The 21,162-nt window shown below is 62.0% G+C and carries 19 protein-coding genes; 12 read left to right on the top strand and 7 right to left on the bottom strand.

Annotated elements, in window-relative coordinates:
• Window positions 1-57 precede the first annotated feature (57 nt).
• Window positions 58-1,566 carry a UbiD family decarboxylase gene (locus P9272_RS08385; RefSeq protein WP_278160151.1) on the top strand — a complete coding sequence of 503 codons (1,509 nt, stop codon included), beginning with the start codon at window positions 58-60 and terminating at the stop codon, window positions 1,564-1,566.
• Window positions 1,563-2,156, top strand: coding sequence for a UbiX family flavin prenyltransferase (locus P9272_RS08380; protein WP_128256617.1), 594 nt, complete (start codon window positions 1,563-1,565; stop codon window positions 2,154-2,156). The genes P9272_RS08385 and P9272_RS08380 overlap by 4 nt, the downstream gene beginning before the upstream one ends.
• A gap of 402 nt (window positions 2,157-2,558) precedes the next feature.
• Here P9272_RS08380 and P9272_RS08375 read toward each other — a convergent pair whose 3' ends face one another.
• Together P9272_RS08375 and P9272_RS08370 are read right to left on the bottom strand one after the other, a co-directional pair.
• Window positions 2,559-3,620 (bottom strand): tellurite resistance/C4-dicarboxylate transporter family protein, encoded by a 1,062-nt coding sequence (locus P9272_RS08375; protein ID WP_278160150.1) that lies wholly within the window; start codon window positions 3,618-3,620, stop codon window positions 2,559-2,561.
• Between the two features lie 240 nt (window positions 3,621-3,860).
• Window positions 3,861-4,586 carry a helix-turn-helix domain-containing protein gene (locus tag P9272_RS08370; protein ID WP_278160149.1) on the bottom strand — a complete coding sequence of 242 codons (726 nt, stop codon included), beginning with the start codon at window positions 4,584-4,586 and terminating at the stop codon, window positions 3,861-3,863.
• A gap of 170 nt (window positions 4,587-4,756) precedes the next feature.
• On the opposite strand from P9272_RS08370, the gene P9272_RS08365 reads away from it, so the two are divergent.
• The 9 genes from P9272_RS08365 to P9272_RS08325 all read left to right on the top strand — a co-directional run bounded on the left by P9272_RS08365 (window position 4,757) and on the right by P9272_RS08325 (window position 17,010).
• The gene (locus P9272_RS08365) at window positions 4,757-7,498 is read left to right on the top strand and encodes an MFS transporter (RefSeq protein ID WP_278160148.1); all 2,742 of its coding nucleotides are present in this window, start codon (window positions 4,757-4,759) and stop codon (window positions 7,496-7,498) included.
• A gap of 14 nt (window positions 7,499-7,512) precedes the next feature.
• The gene (locus P9272_RS08360; RefSeq protein ID WP_278160147.1) at window positions 7,513-11,253 is read left to right on the top strand and encodes a nitrate reductase subunit alpha; all 3,741 of its coding nucleotides are present in this window, start codon (window positions 7,513-7,515) and stop codon (window positions 11,251-11,253) included.
• Window positions 11,250-12,776 carry a nitrate reductase subunit beta gene (narH, locus tag P9272_RS08355; RefSeq protein WP_278160146.1) on the top strand — a complete coding sequence of 509 codons (1,527 nt, stop codon included), beginning with the start codon at window positions 11,250-11,252 and terminating at the stop codon, window positions 12,774-12,776. Before P9272_RS08360 ends, narH begins: the two co-directional genes overlap by 4 nt.
• A complete protein-coding gene (narJ, locus tag P9272_RS08350) occupies window positions 12,773-13,477 on the top strand; it encodes a nitrate reductase molybdenum cofactor assembly chaperone (RefSeq protein WP_278160145.1) in 705 nt (234 codons plus the stop codon). Before narH ends, narJ begins: the two co-directional genes overlap by 4 nt.
• A 12-nt stretch (window positions 13,478-13,489) precedes the next feature.
• Entirely contained in the window at window positions 13,490-14,269 is a 780-nt protein-coding gene (narI, locus tag P9272_RS08345; RefSeq protein WP_278160144.1) for a respiratory nitrate reductase subunit gamma, read from the top strand.
• 3 nt (window positions 14,270-14,272) lie between these two features.
• A complete protein-coding gene (locus P9272_RS08340) occupies window positions 14,273-15,172 on the top strand; it encodes a peptidylprolyl isomerase (protein WP_278160143.1) in 900 nt (299 codons plus the stop codon).
• Between the two features lie 10 nt (window positions 15,173-15,182).
• Window positions 15,183-15,470, top strand: coding sequence for a hypothetical protein (locus tag P9272_RS08335; protein ID WP_128256610.1), 288 nt, complete (start codon window positions 15,183-15,185; stop codon window positions 15,468-15,470).
• 315 nt (window positions 15,471-15,785) lie between these two features.
• Complete coding sequence (locus P9272_RS08330) at window positions 15,786-16,355, top strand: DUF2478 domain-containing protein (RefSeq protein ID WP_278160142.1); 570 nt, start codon at window positions 15,786-15,788, stop codon at window positions 16,353-16,355.
• Between the two features lie 154 nt (window positions 16,356-16,509).
• Complete coding sequence (locus tag P9272_RS08325; protein WP_278160140.1) at window positions 16,510-17,010, top strand: SRPBCC family protein; 501 nt, start codon at window positions 16,510-16,512, stop codon at window positions 17,008-17,010.
• Between the two features lie 171 nt (window positions 17,011-17,181).
• Here P9272_RS08325 and P9272_RS08320 read toward each other — a convergent pair whose 3' ends face one another.
• From P9272_RS08320 to P9272_RS36060, 5 genes are all read right to left on the bottom strand, one after another.
• The gene (locus P9272_RS08320; protein WP_278160139.1) at window positions 17,182-17,610 is read right to left on the bottom strand and encodes a response regulator; all 429 of its coding nucleotides are present in this window, start codon (window positions 17,608-17,610) and stop codon (window positions 17,182-17,184) included.
• Window positions 17,611-17,801: 191 nt separating this feature from the next.
• Window positions 17,802-17,876 (bottom strand): hypothetical protein, encoded by a 75-nt coding sequence (locus P9272_RS36075; protein WP_347404043.1) that lies wholly within the window; start codon window positions 17,874-17,876, stop codon window positions 17,802-17,804.
• A 72-nt stretch (window positions 17,877-17,948) separates the two neighbouring features.
• Window positions 17,949-18,323, bottom strand: a complete 375-nt coding sequence (locus P9272_RS36070; RefSeq protein WP_347404040.1) for a response regulator — start codon at window positions 18,321-18,323, stop codon at window positions 17,949-17,951.
• A complete protein-coding gene (locus tag P9272_RS36065) occupies window positions 18,310-18,996 on the bottom strand; it encodes an ATP-binding protein (protein WP_347404039.1) in 687 nt (228 codons plus the stop codon). Before P9272_RS36065 ends, P9272_RS36070 begins: the two co-directional genes overlap by 14 nt.
• Before the next feature lie 144 nt (window positions 18,997-19,140).
• A complete protein-coding gene (locus P9272_RS36060; protein ID WP_347404038.1) occupies window positions 19,141-19,698 on the bottom strand; it encodes a DUF4118 domain-containing protein in 558 nt (185 codons plus the stop codon).
• Window positions 19,699-20,641: 943 nt separating this feature from the next.
• On the opposite strand from P9272_RS36060, the gene P9272_RS08305 reads away from it, so the two are divergent.
• Window positions 20,642-21,061: a hypothetical protein gene (locus tag P9272_RS08305; protein WP_278160138.1), complete on the top strand. Its 420-nt coding sequence runs from the start codon at window positions 20,642-20,644 to the stop codon at window positions 21,059-21,061.
• The last annotated feature ends 101 nt before the right edge of the window (window positions 21,062-21,162 follow it).

Below are 21,162 nucleotides of genomic sequence, written 5' to 3'. Positions count from 1 at the left end.
AGTGGCCATCGTGGGAGAACGGCGTCGCCGACGGACCCGGTCGTGCCGGATTTCGCCATGCATCATCGCCTTCTTCCCCAGTTCTCCGATCTCGGATCCTTTCTTTCGTACTTGGCCGAGAAGGGCCAGCTTCGCGAAATCCGTGTCCCGGTATCGACGCGGTTCGAGCTGACGGAGATCCATAAAAGGGTGATCGCGGCCCGCGGACCGGCGCTGCGCATAACGATGCCGACGGACGATCGGGGCGGCGGTTCGTCCTTTCCGGCCGTGGCGAATATCTTTGGGACACGGGAGCGTGTCGCCTGGGGGCTGGGCACGGACATCCGCGGACTGGAAACCCTCGGCGCCCTGCTGGCTTGGATGAGGTCCCCCCAGGCTCCGCAGAACCTGCGTGAGGCACGCCACATGTTTTCTGCTGCGCGCGGAGCGTTGGCGGCGCGCCCGAAGATCGTTTCGTCATCAAAGATATGGCGGGATGCGGAACCGGATTTCGCAATCCTTCCCGTCCAGACATGCTGGCCGGAGGACGCCGGTCCTCTCATCACCTGGCCGGTGGTCGTCACCCGGCCGCCGGGCGACGACGATCCCGGCAGATACAATCTGGGCATATACCGAATGCAGGTCATTGCCCGGGACCGTGCGATCATAAGGTGGCTGCCCATGCGAGGCGGCGCTGCCCACCATCGCATGTGGCAGTTGAGGGGGATCGAGATGCCCGTCGCCGTCGTCATCGGCGCCGATCCCGCGACATTGATAGCGGCGGTAATGCCGGCGCCCGAAGGCGTATCGGAACTGTCGCTGTCCGGATTGATCAACGACCGACGGGTCGGACTGTCTCCCTGCAAGAGCATCGAGCTCCATATCCCGACCAGCGCCGAAATCGTGCTCGAGGGAACCGTCTCACCCAACGAAACGGCGCAGGAGGGTCCCTTCGGCGACCACACCGGATACTATAATGGCGCGGAGCATTTTCCCGTCTTCAAGCTCAAGCGGATTCGCGTGAGGGATAGCGCGAACTATCTCACGACGTTCACCGGGCGCGCGCCCGACGAGCCGTCCGTCCTCGCCGAGGCGCTCCTCGATGTCTTCAAGCCACTGCTGCACCAGCAGATGCCGGAAATTCTCGACGTCTGGCTGCCGCCGGAAGCCTGCTCCTACAGGATCGCAGTCATATCGATCGTCAAGAAATATGCCGGACAGGCGCGGCGGGTGATGATGGGGTTCTGGTCGCTGTTGCCGCAGTTCTCGATGACCAAGATGGTCGTGGTGGTGGACGCCGACATCGACATCCGATCGTGGTCGGACGTGATGTGGGCGGTCGCCACCCGAATGGATTTTTCACGCGACCTGATGACGCTGGATCGAACCCCTATCGACACTCTCGACTTCGCGTCGCCCCTAGAAGGGCTTGGCGGAAAAATCGGGTTCGACGCGACGCGCAAGATCGGGTCCGAAACGTCCCGTGAGTGGGGAAAGGAGTTGAAGATGTCGTCTCACATCGTTGAAAGGGTCTCCGAGCGCTGGGACGAGCTTTTTCCGCAGGCAACCGGTTCGGTGCGGAAATGACGAAACGGATCATAGTTGGGGTGACCGGCGCGTCCGGCTCGATGCTGGCGCTCGAGACCATACGCCAGCTGGTCCGAGCCGGAGCGGAAACGCATCTTGTCACCTCAAAGAGCGCGCGCGTGACGATTTCTTACGAGCTCGGCGCCGACGGATTGGCGCAGCTTGCTTCGCTCGCCAACCATACCCACTCCCACCAGGATCTGGCTGCACCTATCGCCAGCGGCTCCTTCAGGACGGACGGCATGATCGTCGTGCCCTGCTCGATGCGGACCCTTGCAGCGATGGCGCACGGCCTGGGCGACAACCTTCTTACAAGGGCAGCCGACGTCGTCCTGAAGGAGAGGCGCAGGTTGGTGGTCGTGCCGCGCGAGGCGCCTCTGCATGAAGGGCATCTGGATGCGATGCTGAGATTGACGCGCATGGGAGCGATCATCGCGCCGCCGGTGCCGCCATTCTATGTCAAGCCGGCTTCGATCGAGGCGATGATCGAAGAGATGGCGGCACGACTGGTCAACTGGGCGGGCGTGGAGCCCGGCGACAAGCTGACCAGGTGGGGCGAAAAGAACGTCGCAACCCGCCAGTCGTTTTGATGAAGATGTCCGATGGGAGGGAAGCCCCGCGGCCAATTATGAGGAGCAGAAAGTCGTGCCGTATGATATCAGGCAACTGCATGCGGCAGGAAAGCCTGCGGCCGTCATCGATGCTCGACCGCCTGGAGCCGGGCCGCCGGAATGGTTGATCGAAATCGGCAGAAAAGATTCGGCCCGATGACCTTTGGAATTCGGGTAGATTTCTTCAGTTGGCAGCAATGCCGCCGGCTTTCCCGAACCGACCACCGTTCCTGAGAGGCGCGGCTCAGCATGCCCCCACGCGAACGCCTTGAACGCTGCGCTTTAGCCGCAGCGAAAGGGCCGTTTTGAGTTGCTGTGTCATTCGAATATGGGGCCTCGCGTTTGCGCGGACCGGATTTGGAGCGTGCGCGCTACCCAAGATTAAGCCTGCAACAAGCCGCGCGTGAGCGAACGCACCATACCGATGAACGTCACTGTCCAGGCTGCCAGGGCGATGTAAAGGAACACGCGAGGCAGATACGACAGAAAGCCGAATTCCATGGCGCGATCCATCTGCCAGGTGCAAGCGGCGTACATGCCTAGCGGAAATACCGCTCCCCAATACAGCGGGTCGTAGTCGAAAGGAAAACGCTCGTACCCGTAGCGCCAGATGCCTAACAGGAGCAGCATTGGTATCCACCAGGTTCCCGTGGCCCAGTAGAAGATAGTGAAGCCCTTCAGGAAAGGCAGCAGGGACGTCAGGTACGGTGCATGCGGCGCGTTCAGTATCAGCAAGGATCCAGCTAGCGTGGAAATGGCCATGGCGCCCATGTTGATCCAATAAGGCGGCGCCAGATCGCCGGGCGAAAAGCGAAAAAACGCATAACGATAGAAGATCAGCGACATCATCCATATGTAGAGCATGCCGCCCCATAGCCACATCGACAAAGCCATGAGATTGAGCTCGAGCCGATACGGCTGGTCGATACGCGCGGCAAGCAGCGCCGTGGATACGGACAGGGCCTGTGTAGCCACCACAGCCAACAGCCAGCCGCCGTTGATACCCTTGTCGAGTGTGGGTTTTTCGCGCTTGACGGTGAAGGCGGTGAAAATCGTGTAGGTCAGGCAGACCCACAGAACGACGGCCAACGCCCACAAGGCCGCGTCCGCGGCGATGTCCTCACGCAGGATCATGAACTGGCTGGCCAGGATGCCGGTGCCTGCCACCGTCGTGAAATAGCCCGGTCCGGTAAGATGAGCGACCATGTCGCCGAAGAACCGCCGCGGATGACGCCATGCCCGCAGGATGTAGAGCAGCCACAGGACGGCATATTGCCCAATGTTGAGAACGAACAAGGCAAGCGCGAGGTTCGGATGCTCCATCATGGAGGCCGCGAGAGATACGATGCCGGTGGCCATGACCAGCGCGAAGTACGCCGGTGACATATTCGCCAGATTCAGGTCCGGCCGCGCCGAGTTCGAGCCACTGCTTCCGATCGTCATCTCTTTGACCGCAACACCGGGGACGAGGGACCCGAGAAGCGAAGATCGCAAATCGCTCCCTGGAATTTTCCGGCGACAGCCGAAGAGACCGCCAGATCGACCTGGTGGCGTTGATCTGGGTCAACCTGATCCGCTGGCTGGGTATGAGCGACAGTCCGGCCAGTGGCGCCTCGACATTCGCGATGACGGCGGGCCAGCCGCGATGGCCGGTCAGATTGCCCCATCAGTCAGATTGGCCCATCAGATTGCAAAATCCTCGGCGTCCGCTCCGTCGATGAGCGGGTCGGGCGTGCATCTGGCGGCAAGGCGGCGCGCATCGAGAATTGCTATCGTCTGGCCGTCGACCCTGATGCCCGATTGTCCCAGGCTCGACAATGCGCGCGAAAACGACTCGCGCGTAATGCCGAGCTCGGACGCGATGAGCGTCTTCTCAAACGGCAGAACGGCCCGGTCCGGCGTGCCCTGCCGCTTCGACAGCGCCAGGAGATAACATCCGACGCGCTGGGTCGCCGTCCTCAATTTGAGGTTCTTGATCTGACGGACCATCCGCCGAAATTGGTGCGCGAGGCTTCCGATCACCGCGTGCGCCAGCAAAGGGTCCGCATTGACGGCGGTGCGAAACGCCGCCGCATGAATCAACAAGAACCGCGAAGGCTCTGGCACCCTGGCCTGCATGAGATAGGGCGCGTCGGTCAGGACGGCGGCGGGGATGATGAGATCCGGGGCCCTGACAGCCTCGATCAAGACTTCACGGCCTTCGGCCGATCGTCCGAACAACTGCGCGGACCCCGCCAGCACGATCAGCTGAAAATTCGGCGCGTCGCCCTGCTCGAACAGAACGGTGCCTGGGGACACGCTGTGCACCATGGCATGCCGCAGCAGCTCGGCCCGGCGGGATGAGGGTAGCCCCCGAAAAAGCGGTAACTCTTCCGGTGCCACGCCCTCATGCGTCACTTCATCCAGCAAAATATCACTTCTCCGAATTCAGGCCTTCCGGCTGTCGCTGCATCGTCTGTGACAAATGTCACGCCGCGCCTTGATTTGGATCAATGCCGGACGATGCCGGCTTAGCCATTTTGGCCTCGAGCGGGCGAGAGCCCGATCCTTGAGATCAACTGTCGAAGTGGCTGCCTGCGATGAAAACGACCGTCAATGCGAAGTCCGTGCAAATCTTGGGCGCAAGCACGGCCGCATTTACGGTCTGCTTCGCGGTCTGGACCATCTTCTCCATCATCGGCATTCGCATCCGACAGGAACTCGGCCTCACCGAGACCCAGTTCGGCCTGCTCGTCGGCACGCCGATCCTGACAGGTTCCCTGCTGAGGGTCGCGCTTGGTATCTGGACCGACCGCTATGGCGGCCGGATCGTCTTCACCGCGAACATGCTGGCCGCCGCGGCCGCGACGTTCCTGTTGTCCTACGCTCATACCTATCCGCAGATGCTGGTCGCGGCCCTCGGCGTCGGCATCGCCGGCGGCTCTTTTTCGGTCGGTGTCGCCTATGTGTCGCGCTGGTTTCCGCCGCAAAGGCAAGGCACGGCACTTGGCATCTTCGGCGCGGGCAATGTCGGCGCCGCGGTCACCAAATTTCTCGCCCCCTTCGTGCTCGTCGCCTTCGGATGGCAGGCGGTTGCCCAGGTCTGGGCGGCGGCCCTCGTCGTCATGGCCGTCATCTTCTGGCTGACGACGGACGATGATCCGGTCATCGTCGAACGCCGGCGTTCCCGCATCAAGCCGAAAAGCGCCTGGCTCGAACTCGAGCCTCTGAAGAACGTCCAGATCTGGCGTTTCGCGCTCTACTATTTCTTCGTCTTCGGTGCCTTCGTGGCGCTCGCGCTCTGGCTGCCGCAATATCTCATCAACGTCTACGGCCTCGACATCAAGACGGCTGGCATGATCGCAGCCTTCTTCTCGGTGCCGGCAAGCCTGTTCCGCGCCTATGGCGGACATCTCTCGGACAGCTTCGGCGCCCGCCGCGTGCTCTACTGGACCTTCTTCGTGTCGGTCGCGGCGACCTTCATCCTGTCCTATCCGCCAACCGACTATATCGTCCACGGCGCCAACGGCACGACGACCTCCTTCCACATCGAGATGGGCCTTTTCGGTTTCATCGTCACGATCTTCGTGCTGGGCTTCTTCATGGCGCTCGGCAAGGCCGCCGTCTACAAGCACATCCCGGTCTACTATCCCAACCATGTCGGTTCGGTCGGCGGACTCGTCGGCATGATCGGCGGCCTCGGCGGCTTCGTGCTGCCGATCCTGTTCGGCCTGCTGCTCGACCTGACCGGCCTCTGGACGAGCTGCTTCATGGCGCTCTTCCTGCTGGTCTCGGGCGCGCTGCTGTGGATGCACATGGCCATCCGCCAGATGGAGCGCGGAGCCGTCGGCGAGGCCCTTGCCAAGCTGCCTCCCTTCCCGGAAATGCAGCAAATGCCTGAGCCGGTGGCAAAGACCCGGACGGGCGGCCCCCTTACCGACTGGCGTCCCGAGGACAAGACTTTCTGGGCTGAAACCGGCCGCCGCATCGCCAAGCGCAACCTGTGGCTTTCGATCCCGGCGCTGCTGCTTTCCTTCGCCATCTGGCAGGTATGGTCGGTCGTCGTTGCCAAGCTTCCGCTCGTCGGCTTCACCTTCACCACGGACCAGCTCTTCTGGCTCGCCGCTCTGCCCGGGATCTCCGGGGCGACACTGCGCATCTTCTATTCCTTCATGGTGCCGATCTTCGGAGGCAGGCTCTGGACGACGCTTACCACCTGGTCGCTCATCATCCCGGCGGTCGGCATCGGCTATGCCGTGCAGAACCCCGACACGCCCTATGTCGTGCTGCTGATCCTGGCACTGCTCTGCGGTTTCGGCGGCGGCAACTTCGCCTCCTCCATGGCCAACATCTCCTTCTTCTTCCCGAGGGCGGAGAAGGGAAATGCGCTTGCGCTCAACGCCGGCCTCGGCAATCTCGGCGTCAGCGTCGTCCAGTTCGTCGTGCCGCTGGCGATCACCACCGGGATTTTCGGCTGGCTCGGCGGTGATCCGGCCATGGTCAAGGGACCGGCCGGTGACGCGCCGCTTTGGCTGCAGAACGCCGGCTTCATCTTCGTTCCGTTCATCATAGTCTCGGCCTTCGCGAGTTGGTTCGGCATGAACGACATCGCTTCGGCCAAGGCGTCCTTTGCAGAGCAGGCCGTGATCTTCCAGCGCCGTCACAACTGGATCATGTGCTGGCTTTACACAGGCACGTTTGGATCCTTCATCGGCTATTCGGCCGGCTTCCCGCTGCTCACGAAGATGCTGTTTCCGGACGTCAACGCGCTCCAGTTCGCCTTTCTCGGCCCGCTCGTCGGCGCTCTCTCGCGCTCCGGCTCGGGCTGGCTTGCGGATCGATATGGCGGCGCGCGCGTCACCTTCTGGGCTTTCGTGCTGATGATCGCCGGCGTTGCCGGGGTGTTGTGGTTCATCGGCATCAAGGATCAGCCTGGCGCGTTCCTGGGCTTTTTCGCCTCCTTCCTGCTCCTGTTCTTCGCCACCGGCGTCGGCAACGCCTCCACCTTCCAGATGATCCCGGTGATCATGGCCAAGGAGATCGACCGCTTGCTGCCCGAAGCCAACGCGGAAGCACGTCGCCAGCAGGCGGAGAAAGAGTCCGCGGCCATCACCGGCTTCACCTCGGCGATCGCGGCCTTCGGCGCCTTCTTCATCCCCAAGAGCTACGGCACCTCGATCGCGCTTACAGGCTCGCCGGACGCCGCGTTGTGGGCGTTCCTTCTGTTCTATGTGAGTTGCCTGGCCATCACCTGGGCTGTCTATACCCGCAGAGGCGGCCTTCTCCACGCAATCGAGCGCGCCAGGCACGGCGCGCCCATCCATCCGGCCGCAGCCGAATAACCAGGGAAAAATCAATGTCGCATTTTCTCGACCGGCTAACCTTCTTCCGCAAGACCGTCGACAGTTTCTCTGACGGCCACGGGATCGTGACCAATGAGGATCGTTCCTGGGAGGACGGCTACCGCAAGCGCTGGCAGCACGACAAGATCGTGCGCTCCACCCACGGCGTGAACTGCACCGGCTCCTGCTCGTGGAAGATCTATGTCAAGGGCGGCATCGTCACCTGGGAGACGCAGCAGACCGACTATCCGCGCACGCGGCCCGATCTGCCCAATCACGAGCCTCGCGGCTGCGCGCGCGGCGCGTCCTACAGCTGGTATCTCTATTCCGGCGCCCGGGTGAAATACCCGATGATCCGCGGCCGGCTGCTGAAGCTGTGGCGGGCGGCCCGCGCCAGGATGACGCCCGTCGCGGCCTGGGCCTCGATCGTCGAGGATGCGGACAAGCGCCAATCCTACATCTCGATCCGCGGCCATGGCGGGTTCGTGCGCGCCACCTGGGACGAGGTGAACGAGCTCGTCGCGGCCGCCAACGCCTACACCGCCCGCAAGCATGGTCCGGACCGCATCATCGGCTTCTCGCCGATCCCGGCCATGTCGATGGTCTCCTACGCGGCGGGCTCGCGCTATCTGTCGCTGCTCGGCGGCGTGTGCATGTCGTTCTACGACTGGTATTGCGACCTACCGCCGGCAAGCCCGCAGACCTGGGGCGAGCAGACCGACGTACCGGAAAGCGCCGACTGGTACAATGCCGGCTTCATCATCGTCTGGGGTTCCAACGTGCCGCAGACGCGGACGCCCGATGCACATTTCTACACCGAAGTGCGCTACAAGGGCACCAAGAGCGCCGTCGTCTCGCCGGACTATGCCGAGGCGACGAAGTTCGCCGACATCTGGCTCAATCCGAAGCAGGGAACCGATGCCGCGCTGGCGCTCGCCATGGGCCACGTCATCCTGCGCGAATATCATCTCGACCGCAACGTCGCATATTTCGATGATTACGCCCGGCGCTACACCGACATGCCGTTCCTTGTGCGGCTTTCCGAGCGCGACGGCAGGCTCGTCCCGGAGCGCCTGCTGCGTGCCTCCGAGATCAGGGGAGCCCTCGGCGAGAATAACAATCCGCAATGGAAGACGGTCGCCATCGACGAGGCGACCGACGCGCTGGTCGCGCCGATCGGATCGGCCGGCTATCGCTGGGGCGAGCAGGGAAAGTGGAATCTCGAGGAGAAGGACGGCAAGGGGAGGGACGTCCGGCTGAAGCTCACGCTTGCCGGCGATGGAGCCGACATCGCAGCCGTCGACTTCCCGTATTTCGGCGGTCGCGCCAGCGAGCATTTCGTGGCTACCGAGCATGGCGAGATCCTGACCCGCAATATCCCGGTCCGCACCATCAAGACCGTCGACGGGCCGGTGAAGGTGGCGACGGCCTACGACCTGCTAATGGCCAATTACGGCCTCGACCGCGGCTTCGGCGGCGCCAATGTCGCTTCTTCCTATGACGACGACGTGCCGTTCACGCCCGCCTGGGCCGAACGCATCACCGGGGTGAAGCGCGACGCCATCGTCACCGTGGCGCGCGAATTCGCCACCAATGCCGAAAAGACCAACGGGCGCTCGATGGTGATCCTGGGCGCCGGTCTCAATCACTGGTACCACATGGACATGAACTACCGGGGGATCATCAACCTCCTGGTGTTCTGCGGCGCCATCGGTCAGTCGGGCGGCGGCTGGTCGCATTATGTCGGCCAGGAAAAGCTGCGCCCGCAGACCGGCTGGACGCCGCTCGCCTTCGCGCTCGACTGGTCGCGCCCGCCGCGCCACCAGAACTCGACATCCTTCTTCTACGCGCACACCGACCAATGGCGATATGAGACCCTGACGGCTGAGGAGATCCTATCGCCGACGGCGCCCGAAGGGGACTGGAACAAGAGCTTCATCGACTACAACGTCCGCGCCGAGCGCATGGGCTGGCTGCCTTCCGCGCCGCAGCTGAAGCAGAATCCGCTCGATATCGCCAAGCGCGCTTCGGCGGCCGGCCTCGAGGTCAAGGACTATGTGGCGGGGGCGCTGAAATCGGGCGAGCTCGACCTTGCATGCGAGGATCCGGACGATCCGGCCAACTGGCCGCGCAACATGTTCGTCTGGCGCTCCAATATCCTCGGCTCCTCCGGCAAGGGCCACGAGTACTTCCTCAAGCACCTGCTCGGCACCAAACATGGCGTCATGGGTAAGGATCTCGGCGCCGAAGGCAAGGTGCGCAACAAGGAGGTCGTCTGGCACGACGAGGCGCCGCAGGGAAAGCTCGACCTTCTGGTCACGCTCGACTTCCGCATGTCGACGACCTGCGTCTACTCCGACATCGTGCTGCCGACCGCGACCTGGTACGAGAAGAACGATCTCAACACGTCCGACATGCATCCCTTCATACATCCGCTGTCGGCGGCGGTGGATCCGGCTTGGGAAGCCCGTTCGGACTGGGATATCTACAAGGGCCTTGCCAGGGCCTTTTCCGACATCGCGCCGGAGGTGCTGGGCGTGGAGAAGGACGTTGTCCTCACCCCCATCCAGCACGACACGCCCGACGAGATCGCCCAAGCCTTCGATGTCGCCGACTGGAAGCGCGGCGAGATCGAGCCGATCCCGGGCAAGACGATGCCGGCCGTGAACGTTGTCACGCGCGATTATCCGAACCTCTACGCCCGCTTCACCGCGCTCGGCCCGCTGATGACCGAGATCGGTAATGGCGGCAAGGGCATCAGCTGGAAGACGGAGCATGAAGTCGCGGCGCTCGGCGCGCTCAACGGCGTCCAGGCCGCCGGCCCCGCCAAGGGACTGCCGAGGATCGAGACGGACATCGACGCCACCGAAGTCATCCTGATGCTCGCGCCGGAAACCAACGGCGAAGTCGCGGTCAAGGCCTGGGAGGCGCTCTCCAAGGCGACAGGCCGCGAGCACGCCCATCTCGCCATCCCGAAGGAAGACGAGAAGATTCGCTTCCGAGACGTTCAGGCCCAGCCGCGCAAGATCATCTCCTCGCCGACCTGGTCGGGCATCGAGAGCGAGAAGGTCTGCTACAACGCCGGCTACACGAACGTCCACGAACTGATCCCGTGGCGGACCCTGACCGGGCGGCAGCAGCTTTATCAGGACCATCTGTGGATGCGAGCCTTCGGCGAAGGCTTCGTCACGTGGAAGCCGCCGGTCGACCTCAAGACGATTCCCGCCGTCAAGGGACTGAGACCCAACGGCAACAAGGAGATCGTCCTCAACTTCATCACGCCCCACCAGAAATGGGGCATCCACTCCACCTACAGCGACAATCTCCTGATGCTGACGCTCAATCGCGGCGGTCCGGTGGTGTGGATTTCCGAGGCTGACGCCAAGGCCGCGGACATCGTCGACAATGACTGGGTCGAGGTCTTCAACACCAACGGAGCGCTGACCGCCCGCGCCGTCGTCTCCCAACGCGTCAAGCAGGGCATGATGCTGATGTATCATGCGCAGGAGAAGATCGTGAACACGCCGGGCTCCGAAATGACCGGCAACCGCGGCGGCATCCACAATTCGGTGACGCGCACGGTGCTCAAGCCTACGCACATGATCGGCGGCTACGTCCATCAAGCCTACGGCTTCAACTACTACGGAACCGTAGGCTCCAACCGCGACGAGTTCATCGTTGTCCGCAAGATGGCGGCCGTCGACTGGCTCGAGGAACCCCTGCAAGACCATGCTGCCAAGGAGGCCGCAGAATGAAAATCCGCGCTCAGATCGCAATGGTGTTGAACCTCGACAAATGCATCGGGTGTCACACCTGCTCGGTTACCTGCAAGAACGTCTGGACCAACCGAGAAGGCGTCGAATACGCCTGGTTCAATAATGTCGAGACCAAGCCTGGCGTCGGCTATCCCAAGGAATGGGAAAACCAGCAGAAATGGAACGGCGGCTGGCGGCGCAAGAAGAACGGCAAGATCGAGCCGAAGATCGGCGCCAAGTGGCGCATCCTTGCCAACATCTTCGCAAATCCTGATCTGCCGGAAATCGACGACTATTACGAGCCGTTCACGTTCGACTACCAGCATCTGCACACAGCGAAGGAGTCGAAGGCTTTCCCCACGGCCCGCCCGCGCTCGGCCATCACCGGCGAGCGGATGGAAAAGATCGAATGGGGACCGAACTGGGAGGAGATCCTCGGCGGCGAATTCGAGAAGCGGTCGAAGGACGTCAATTTCGAGGGCGTCCAGAAGGACATCTACGGCCAGTTCGAAAACACCTTCATGATGTATCTGCCGCGCCTGTGCGAGCACTGCCTAAACCCGGCCTGCGCGGCGGTGTGCCCGTCGGGCGCCATCTACAAGCGCGAGGAGGACGGCATCGTCCTGATCGATCAGGACAAGTGCCGCGGCTGGCGCATGTGCGTCTCCGGCTGCCCCTACAAGAAAATCTACTACAACTGGTCGTCGGGCAAATCGGAGAAGTGCATCTTCTGCTTCCCGCGTATCGAGGCGGGGCAGCCGACAGTCTGTTCGGAAACCTGTGTCGGGCGCATCCGCTATCTCGGCGTGATCCTCTACGACGCCGACCGTATCGAGGCGGCTGCCAGCACTCCGCAAGAGAAGGACCTCTATCAGGCGCAGCTGGACGTTTTCCTCGATCCGAACGATCCGGCCGTCATCGCCCAGGCCCGTGCCGACGGGATCCCCGACAACTGGCTGGAGGCGGCCAAATTGTCGCCGGTCTGGAAGATGGCGATGGAGTGGAAGATCGCCTTTCCGCTTCACCCCGAATACCGCACTCTGCCGATGGTCTGGTACGTTCCGCCGCTCTCGCCCATCCAGTCGGCGGCGGCAGCCGGCAAGATGGGGTTGGACGGCGACATGCCCGACGTGCGCAGCCTGCGCATCCCGCTCCAGTATCTCGCCAATCTGCTGACGGCGGGCAATGAGGAGCCGGTGGCCCTCGCACTCGAACGTATGCTGGCGATGCGAAGCTATATGCGGGCAAAGACGATCGACGGCCGCCTCGACGAGTCGATCGCGGCGCGGGTCGGCCTGACGGGCTCGGCCATCGACGAAATGTACAAGGTGATGGCGATCGCCAATTACGAGGATCGCTTCGTCATCCCGACGTCGCACCGCGAGTGGAGCGAGGACGCTCAGGACATGCGTGGCTCCTGCGGCTTCTCCTTCGGCAACGGCTGCTCGGGCGGTTCCACGGATACCAACCTCTTCGGCACCAAGCAGACCAAGCGGCCGACAAACCCGATGGAGATCGCATGATGACGGCGCCGCTCTCGAACAGGACCTTCAAGGCGCTCTCGGCGCTCCTTTCCTATCCGACGGAGGAGCTTTGCGCGGCGATCCCGGAAATCGGCGCGGCGATTGCGGCCGAGGGATTGGCGTCGGGCGAAGCAGGCAAGCAGCTGCAGCCCTTGCTTGCGGATCTGGCCACCCTGGATCTCTATGACCTGCAGGAGCGCTACGTCGAGTTGTTCGACAAGACGCGCCGCCACTCGCTGCATCTCTTCGAACACATACACGGTGAGAGCCGCGATCGCGGCCAGGCGATGGTCGATCTGGCCGAACACTACCGGCGCGGCGGGCTTGACGTCACGGCAAACGAATTGCCCGACTTCATCCCGCTCTTCCTGGAGTTTCTTTCCGCTCGTCCGCTCGAAGAGGCGCGCGGCCTGCTCAATGAAGCCGCCCACATCTTCTCGCTGCTGGAAGAGCGGCTCGCCAAGCGGAGCGGAGGCTATGCCGCCGTGTTCACGGCCATATGCTCGATTGCCAGCGAGCCCGCCACGGTCGCGGGCGCTGCCGAAATCGACGAGCCCGACGACCTGGCGGCCATCGACGCTGCCTGGGAAGAGACCGCCGTCGCATTCGGCCCCGGAAATGCGACGGACGGCTGTTCCGTCGACCGGTTGAGAATCCAGATGCGTGCCGCCAATCGCGATGCGCGCAACAATGCGGCCTGACGGAGGGAAGCTATGTCCGACACAATCAACCACGCGCTCTTTGGCTGGTATCCCTATTTCTGCCTGACAATCTTCCTGCTCGGCAGCCTGATCCGGTTCGATCGCGAGCAGTATACCTGGAAGACGGGTTCCTCGCAGCTGCTGCGGCGGCGCCAGCTGCGCTGGGGTTCCAATCTTTTCCATGTGGGCATCCTGGTGATCTTCGGCGGCCATTTCGTCGGCCTGCTGACGCCTATCTGGGTCTTCGACGCGCTAGGCGTCTCGCACAGTTTCAAGCAGGGGCTGGCCATCACCCTCGGCGGCATCGCCGGTGTTGCCTGCTTCATCGGGATCGCGCTTCTTGCTCATCGCCGGCTGTTCGATGACCGCATCCGCAATACATCCGCCCCCGGGGACATCGCGATTCTGCTGCTGCTTTGGCTGCAACTCACCCTTGGTCTTTCAACCATCTTTGTCTCGCTCGGCCACATGGACGGCCACGAGATGGTGAAATTCATGAACTGGGCGCAGGGCATTCTCACCTTGCAGCCGGCGGCCGCGGCCTATGTCGCCGACGTCAACCCGATCTTCAAGGCGCATCTCCTGCTCGGCATGACGATCTTCCTGATCTTCCCGTTCACAAGGCTGGTTCATGTCTGGAGCGCGCCGGTCTGGTATCTCGGCCGTCCCGGCTACCAGGTCGTGCGCACACGCTTCGCGGCCCGCCGGCCAGCTGCGCCGGTGCCAGCGATGCGATCGTCCGAGCCGGTTCGGTGGCCCGCTGCCGCTCCCTCCCACCAGCCCGCGGAGTAGACCATGGCCGCGCTCCTCATCGATCATTCGGCCGGCCGCAAATCGTCCGAACATCCGCACGAACACCGACCCGCAGCTCCCGACACGACGCCCTCCCGCGAACGCGTGGCGATGCCGCCGGTGACCGTCAACGGCGTGCCGATATCACGCAAGGCGATTGCCGCCGAGGTGCAGAACTTTCCCGCCCGCAATCCTGGCGAGGGCTGGCGTGCCGCGACCCGTGCGCTCGTCATCCGCGAGTTGCTCCTGCAGGAGGCCCGGCGTCTCGATATCGCCGTGGAGCAGCGGACCGACCAGGATGGACGCAGGGAGACCGTCGAAGACGCGCTGGTGCGCGGCCTGATCGAGCGCGAGGTTCGCGTTCCCGAAGCGGACGAGGAGGCGCTGAGGCGCTTCTATGAGAACAATCTTCGCCGCTTCGTGACGCCCTCGCTCTATGAAGCCGACCATATTCTCATAGCGGCTCGTCGCGATGAGCGCGAAGCCTTTGCCGCTGCGCGTGAAAAGGCGTCGTCGATCAGGTCTGTCCTTGCCGCGGCTCCAGATCGTTACGCTGAATTTGCACGAGACTGCTCGGACTGCCCATCGGGAGCTTTGGGCGGCAGCCTGGGTCAGATCGGGCCGGGCGACACGACATCGGAGTTCGAGGCCGCTCTAGGCGATCTCGCCCCCGGTGAGATCTCGCCGCTGGTGGAAACCCGTTACGGTATCCATCTTATTCGCCTCACCCGCCGTATCGATGGCCGCCGGTTGCCGTTCGAGGCCGTGCGGGAACGCATCGCCGCCTACCTGACGGAGCACGTCAATCGGCAGGCGACCGCGCAATATGTGTCTCTCCTTGTCGGTCGGGCGGACATCAAGGGAATTGCCGTCGATGGCTCGGCCTCGCCGTTGGTGCAGTGAGGAGGGTTCGATGCTCGGGAACCTTATCGCTTCGTTGGACGATCCAAAAGCAGCAATGGCCATCATTGCAGCTATCGACGAGCCGGCCTTGTCCGCGCGGCTGACCGCAGCAGCTGATGACTCCGGCTGTTCGCCCGCCGATATCGTCGGCTCGGCGGTCCGCAATTTCCTGGACACCGCACCGGATGATCTTTGGACGCAGCTCATAGGCATCATGAACCGTGCTCCGGATCCGGGCCTCGCAGCCATGCGCGCAATTCTCGAAAAGGCTCTGCACGGAGCGTACGAAACTTTGTGATGCCTCCAGTTCCACGCGAGTGCTGCATCCCGTCGAGGGCCCAACTGGTGCCATTCGAAAAGGCGCGACTGACAGGTGCCGCGCTCGCCCGGCCTCTCAACCAGCGTAAAGACGGGCGCGGCATTGCCGGAGGGCGCGGACACCGTCGTGGTGCAGGAGCCTGACACGCTCTTGGAAGTGCTGCCATTCGACCGATCGCGCTTTCGGGGGTAGGCAGTTGTACGGCCTTTGCCGACTGAAACGCGTTGCGGTCGCAGGGGGTTAGTTGTGGCGCATTTGCCAAGCTTTCAGCGCAGAGCAAAAGGAGTCTCAGGCATGCGGTTTGCTCATCCCGATTGTCCCATCACGGGCATCCTCTATTCAGACAGTTCGGCGTTCGAGACTTTCTTGCGGGAAGCGACAACCGCCATGGCCGCACGGGGCCTACGACTGGCGGGGCTGGTCCAGCATAGCGAAGCAAAGCCGGGTCGTTTGAAATGCGACATGCATCTGGAGGACCTGGCGACGGGCAAGCGCTACGGCATATCCGACGATCGAGGTCCCCACGCTCGTGGCTGCGTGCTGAATCCTGATCAACTCGCCCGCGCGTGCCAGTCAGCTGAAGAGACGTTGTCCGGCAGAACCGATTTGCTGGTTCTTTCCAAATTCGGAAAGACGGAGGCGGAAGGCGGCGGCTTCAGGGGGCTGCTGGCGAGGGCGCTCGAGCTTTCCGTTCCTGTTTTGATCGGCATTCCGTTGGTAAACCTCTCATCGTTCAGGGAATTTGCCGATGGCCTTGTGAGGGAGATCGAGCTTGTCGACCTGATGTCCGACCGGCTGACTGCGGTAGAGCGCCTACTGCACAATCGTCCGCCCGGGCGCGAGGGCAGATTGGAACTTGCTTGATGCTGCCTGTCGATCTGTCCTCTTCGGTCGCGCGGTCTTCGCTTTTTGTCGGCAATTCCACAGTGGCTGACATTTATTTGCCGATGGCATCACAGGGCCGGACACGGGTGCCGTTAGACTCCCCTGAATGGCGACACCGATATGGAGAAGTTCGATGAATGACGACGCTATTCAGCCAGGCCGCATTCGGCGTCTCGCGGAAGGTTTTGAAGGATGCCTCGAGCGCTGGATGGGACACAAACAGGAAACGGTCTGGCGTATGTTGACCGAGCCATCACAATTCGTGCAGTGGCTTGCTCCAGGTTCAATCGAGCTGCGTAAAGCGGGTCGAGTTCATATCGATTTCGGCGACAGCGGAGTGGTGATCGACAGCACAGTGCTTGCCTTCGATCCGCCGCGACTGCTCGCCTATTCATGGAGCAGCGGCGATGGAGCGGACCGGCCGTTGCGTTGGGAATTGGATGCTTTAGGGGGTGGCACCGCATTGATACTGACTGTGCAACTGCCGGAAGGGGAAGACATTGCCAAGGCTTGTGCGGGGTTCGAGGCGCATCTCGATATGCTCGCCGCTGCGCTAGAAGGGGTTCCGATCCGATTTCCCTTTGATCGCTACATCGCGGCGCGGCACGCCTATCAGAAACTTATGGCGAAATAAGCTATGGCAATGTCGAGATAGGCTGGAAGTTCGGCATGTCACCTTCGTCCGGTGCCAAAAGCCACGTTGTGCACTAGCGCGTTTCTCAGCAGACCAGTCCTTTTGGAGACGGACTGTCTGCTTGCCGCGTAACAACAACGTCTCCAAACGGGAAGGCGGTTTCGGTTTTGCTCAAAGCCTGCCACAGTGCTCCAGCGCGACATGAATGCTGTCACTCAGGGTGTGATTGAAGAACGGCTTTTCGACGATCGGAATCCCAAGAGCGGCCGCGCTCTCCCGTAGCATCTTACTCGGATACGAGGTGATTATGATCGCCGGCAACCGAGTTTGTCCGTTCCGGAGACGCTGTAGCACTTCGAGCCCGTTCAGTTGCGGCAAGTTGTAGTCGATAACCAGGCAGCCAAAAGTTGGCAGCGCCGCTTCGTTCAACAGCTCCGCCGCATCGGCATATGTGCAGACGGAAAATCCCTCGAGTTCGAGCGAGAATTTGAGTGACCGCCGTACCGCCGGGTCGTCGTCAACCACGATCACCGTCGCTTTTTCGAGCGATGCAGAATCCGCAGCGCTTTCCATCGCATTGATCTCCGACCATTCGTTCACGACCTAGCAGGCCGCTACTCAGAGACACTTCGCCTTGACCTGAGACAAAAACCGTCAGAGGTCCGCAGATATCGCTGATCTTTGGAGGGTGGTGGTGCTGCCATCAGCTCCGATCCGAGATAAATGCAAAGCGCACGAGTTCGGACAGGTTAGAGGCCGGCGTTTTGGCCATCACATTTGCTCGGAAAATCTCAAAGTTTTCGTAGGCTGATTTTCAAATCGTCAGCGATCGTCTTGTTCGAATATCCGGCTAGGCCTTCGAGCACCCGCCGCTCTGTACTGGAAAGCTGGGCAAGCCTTTCCTGAATTTCCAAACGCCTGGTTCCCCTCGAGGTGTCCTACTCTTGCTGACTGAATGCGGCCCGAACTGAAGCCAACACCGCCTCATCATCGAAGGGCTTTTCCAGAAAATCGATTGCCCCTGCCTCCAATGCTTTCCCTGCGAGCGCGACGTCGCCATGGCCTGTAATGATGATGACCGGCAAGTCTACACCAAGGCTTCTTAGTCGCCGCACTAGCTCAAGCCCGTCAATTCCCGGCATCCGCAGGTCGGAGATGATGCATCCACGTTCGACGCTGTCGATCTCGGCCAAAAGGCTAACTGCCGTTTCATAGGTGCGCGCCGAGACTTGCGCAGTGCCAAGCAGAAAGGCGAGCGACTTGCGCACTGCCTCGTCGTCGTCGACAATGTGAACGACATTATCGGCGGGCATCTGTGAACTCCTCCTCGGTCACCGTAGGTAGTGTAAAGCGAAACCTCGTTCCGCCACCTGGACGTGGCTCGGCCTTGATCTGCCCGCCATGCGCTTCCACAATCGTCCGGGAGATCGAAAGGCCCACACCCATCCCGTGCGGCTTGGTGGTCGCAAATGGTTGAAAGAGTTTCGTCGCCATTTCCTCTGAGATGCCAGAACCGCTATCATCGACCTGCACGACAATCATCATATTGTCGGCGGGTGTCGTGCGAACGGTCAAACTCCGCTCACTCGATTCTTCCATGGCCTCGACGGCGTTGCGGATCAGGTTGACCAGAACCTGTTGAATTTGCACCTTGTCGGCCAGGATCAGATTGACACGCGGGTCAAATTCGAACGTCACGCCTACGCCTCTATCCTTGGCGCCGACAAGCGCGAGGGCGGATGCTTCCTCCACGAGCTTGGCAATGCTTTGAATTTGTCTTTCGCTCTCCCTTCGACTTACGAATTCCCGCATGCGGCGAATAATCTGGCCGGCTCGCAATGCCTGGTCGGCCGCGCTGTCCATTGCATCTCGAAGAATCGCCAGCCGTTCGTCGGTGCTGCCGTCGAGGAGGCGCCGCGAACCTTTCAGATAATTGGCTATGGCCGCCAACGGCTGGTTGAGTTCATGAGCGATCGCCGAAGCCATCCCGCCCATCTCAGTGAGGCGTGACACGTGGGCGAGTTCGGATTGCAGCTCCTGAAGGCGCGCTAACACGCTGCACCCCGGTGTCTCGGTAGCGCTTGATGTAGCCATCATGTTCCTCGCGATAGGGTGAGGGCATCAGCAGCGTCACATGTTTCCGATTGCCTCAGCCGCAGTGTAGCCGAACATCTGCTCGGCGGTCGCGCTAAAGGACTGGATGATGCCGTGCCCGTCGATCACGATCGTGGCTTCGGGGACTATGTCAATGATCGATTGGAGATGGGCCTCTCGCGTCAACGCCAGGATGCGCGCCTGTCGCAGCCGTTCACCGATCCAGGCCGTTCCCACCCCGATCAGTACGAAAACAGCGCCATTGACGACCTCGGACCAACCGACTGCCCCGTAATTGGCAATGAAAAAGAAGACGAGGGGAACACTCGAGCAGGTGGCCAGAATGCCAGGACCGAAGCCGCCAACGCCCGCCGCCAGCAGCACGGCGGGCAGCAAGAAGAGGTAAGGAGCTTGATCTTTGAGAATCGATGCCAGGACGAACCTTGCGATGAACGCGACCGCGACCGCCGCCACGGCAATGCCGTAGCGCAGGGCTACTTCCCGTCTTGGTTGCGCCGTCTCCACTGACCGATCCCGAACCGGCACGCCATTCGATCCCATGGATAAGTTGACCAGAAAGTCTTCTTTACCCATGCAGTCGGGACTAATTGTTGATCTGGAGCAAACTTCTCACGAGAAGCCGACTGGTGCGACAATCCGCCAGCCCGTCGTCCTTCGCCGGAGAGACGCGAAAATCGGTCATGCGCATGGCTGATAACAGAGCGTGCGCACCGAGCTCGGGTGCTGCCTCGGGCAAACGCCTCCACGCCCCGCGAACGCGGACTATCTGGTGTCGCCGAGCCGAGATCGGTCCGGCGATCCGAATTTGGTGCGACAATCGCCGTCAACGTTGGCGTTAGACCCGGCTTTCCGCCGGGGCGAAGCGCGGGAAAAGGGACGTTGTGCTCCAGGTGGATGTGCTCGATCAGATCCTCGGCGAGCTGGGAAACCCCCACGTAGAGCGCTTGCCATGAGCGGCAAGCCCTTCGGCCTGGTCGTCGTGCTCGTGTTGGCATGTCGTACTTGCCCTCGGTCCACTGCAGCATTGCCGGAAACGGCATGGCCTCTTCTTTGGTCATGTGCGGCTCCGCCTCGCGTTGTATTTGCCGCAACGGCTCGCAGAGTCCGGTCGGAACGTTCGGATGGCTGCGATGCACCGCCTCAACCTTTCGCGACAGCGTTACGAAAACTTGTCTTGGGCGCGTCTGAAATGAGCACGCATGTAGTCGAAAAGTCGTTGCCGGCTAGCCAGAGGTAGGCCGGCGACACCCGAAAATGGCTTGTCAGCCGGTTGTAAGGTCGGATTCGCTATCCCGTAGCAGTAACGGTCACAAACCGTTGTAGCCTACAGATTGAATTACCAATCGCATTGCAACTTCCTAACCCACCCGATTGGAGACCTCATGTATCGCACTCTCATTCATGCCGCCTTCGCGGGCGTGTTCGCTGGACCTGTTCTGGCTGCCGGCGGTTGCTGCACGGCGGCGATATCTTCGGCCGAATTGGCTTAATAACAGCACTTCACGTGGAGGATAAGATGACCAAAACTCCCTTCAACCGACTTGTCTGGCTCACGCTGCGCGCGTCGACGGCGCTGATGCTAACCATTGCACCCTACCACTTGGCGCTTCACGGTGCTGCCAAGCTCGTGCCGGCCGCTGCCCACGCCGAGTCCGAGGGCGGTGGTGGTAACGGCGGTGGCGGTGGCGACGGCGGTCACGACGGAGGCAACGGCGGCGGCGGCAATGGCGGCGGTGACGGCGGCGAGCACGATGGCGGCGATAGCCATAGCAGCAGCGGAAGCTCCAGTGGCCATGATAGCGACCCGGAATCTGCTGACGACCAGGCCGAGGACAACACAGGTGGTTCCGGCACGACGGGCACTGGCGCAGATTCCGCTACCGAGACCGGCGGATCCGATGATTCATCTGCCGTGCCGCAGGTGACGGACAACTAAGCGCGCCCCGCAAAGGTTGGCGCATTGGCCCGCTTGCGAAGGCGCGGCGGGCCTTTCTGAGGCAGTGCACCTACAGATGTGGCAGACCAGGGCTTTTGTCT

The sequence above is a fragment of the Mesorhizobium sp. WSM4976 genome (genome assembly GCF_029625685.1).
GTDB lineage: Bacteria > Pseudomonadota > Alphaproteobacteria > Rhizobiales > Rhizobiaceae > Mesorhizobium.
Note: the sequence above shows the minus strand (reverse complement) of the source record. Positions and strands in the feature narration are given on the sequence as shown.

Bases quoted from the DNA above. Each gene is read 5' to 3' on its own strand.
- narH (WP_278160146.1), top strand. From the start codon at position 11,250: ATGAAAATCCGCGCTCAGATCGCAATGGTGTTGAACCTCGACAAATGC.
- P9272_RS08365 (WP_278160148.1), top strand. From the start codon at position 4,757: ATGAAAACGACCGTCAATGCGAAGTCCGTGCAAATCTTGGGCGCAAGC.
- narJ (WP_278160145.1), top strand. From the start codon at position 12,773: ATGATGACGGCGCCGCTCTCGAACAGGACCTTCAAGGCGCTCTCGGCG.
- P9272_RS08380 (WP_128256617.1), top strand. From the start codon at position 1,563: ATGACGAAACGGATCATAGTTGGGGTGACCGGCGCGTCCGGCTCGATG.
- narI (WP_278160144.1), top strand. From the start codon at position 13,490: ATGTCCGACACAATCAACCACGCGCTCTTTGGCTGGTATCCCTATTTC.
- P9272_RS08385 (WP_278160151.1), top strand. From the start codon at position 58: ATGCATCATCGCCTTCTTCCCCAGTTCTCCGATCTCGGATCCTTTCTT.
- P9272_RS08340 (WP_278160143.1), top strand. From the start codon at position 14,273: ATGGCCGCGCTCCTCATCGATCATTCGGCCGGCCGCAAATCGTCCGAA.
- P9272_RS08305 (WP_278160138.1), top strand. From the start codon at position 20,642: ATGACCAAAACTCCCTTCAACCGACTTGTCTGGCTCACGCTGCGCGCG.
- P9272_RS08330 (WP_278160142.1), top strand. From the start codon at position 15,786: ATGCGGTTTGCTCATCCCGATTGTCCCATCACGGGCATCCTCTATTCA.
- P9272_RS36060 (WP_347404038.1), bottom strand. From the start codon at position 19,698: ATGGGTAAAGAAGACTTTCTGGTCAACTTATCCATGGGATCGAATGGC.
- P9272_RS36065 (WP_347404039.1), bottom strand. From the start codon at position 18,996: ATGGCTTCGGCGATCGCTCATGAACTCAACCAGCCGTTGGCGGCCATA.
- P9272_RS36070 (WP_347404040.1), bottom strand. From the start codon at position 18,323: ATGCCCGCCGATAATGTCGTTCACATTGTCGACGACGACGAGGCAGTG.
- P9272_RS08375 (WP_278160150.1), bottom strand. From the start codon at position 3,620: ATGACGATCGGAAGCAGTGGCTCGAACTCGGCGCGGCCGGACCTGAAT.
- P9272_RS08335 (WP_128256610.1), top strand. From the start codon at position 15,183: ATGCTCGGGAACCTTATCGCTTCGTTGGACGATCCAAAAGCAGCAATG.
- P9272_RS08360 (WP_278160147.1), top strand. From the start codon at position 7,513: ATGTCGCATTTTCTCGACCGGCTAACCTTCTTCCGCAAGACCGTCGAC.
- P9272_RS08325 (WP_278160140.1), top strand. From the start codon at position 16,510: ATGAATGACGACGCTATTCAGCCAGGCCGCATTCGGCGTCTCGCGGAA.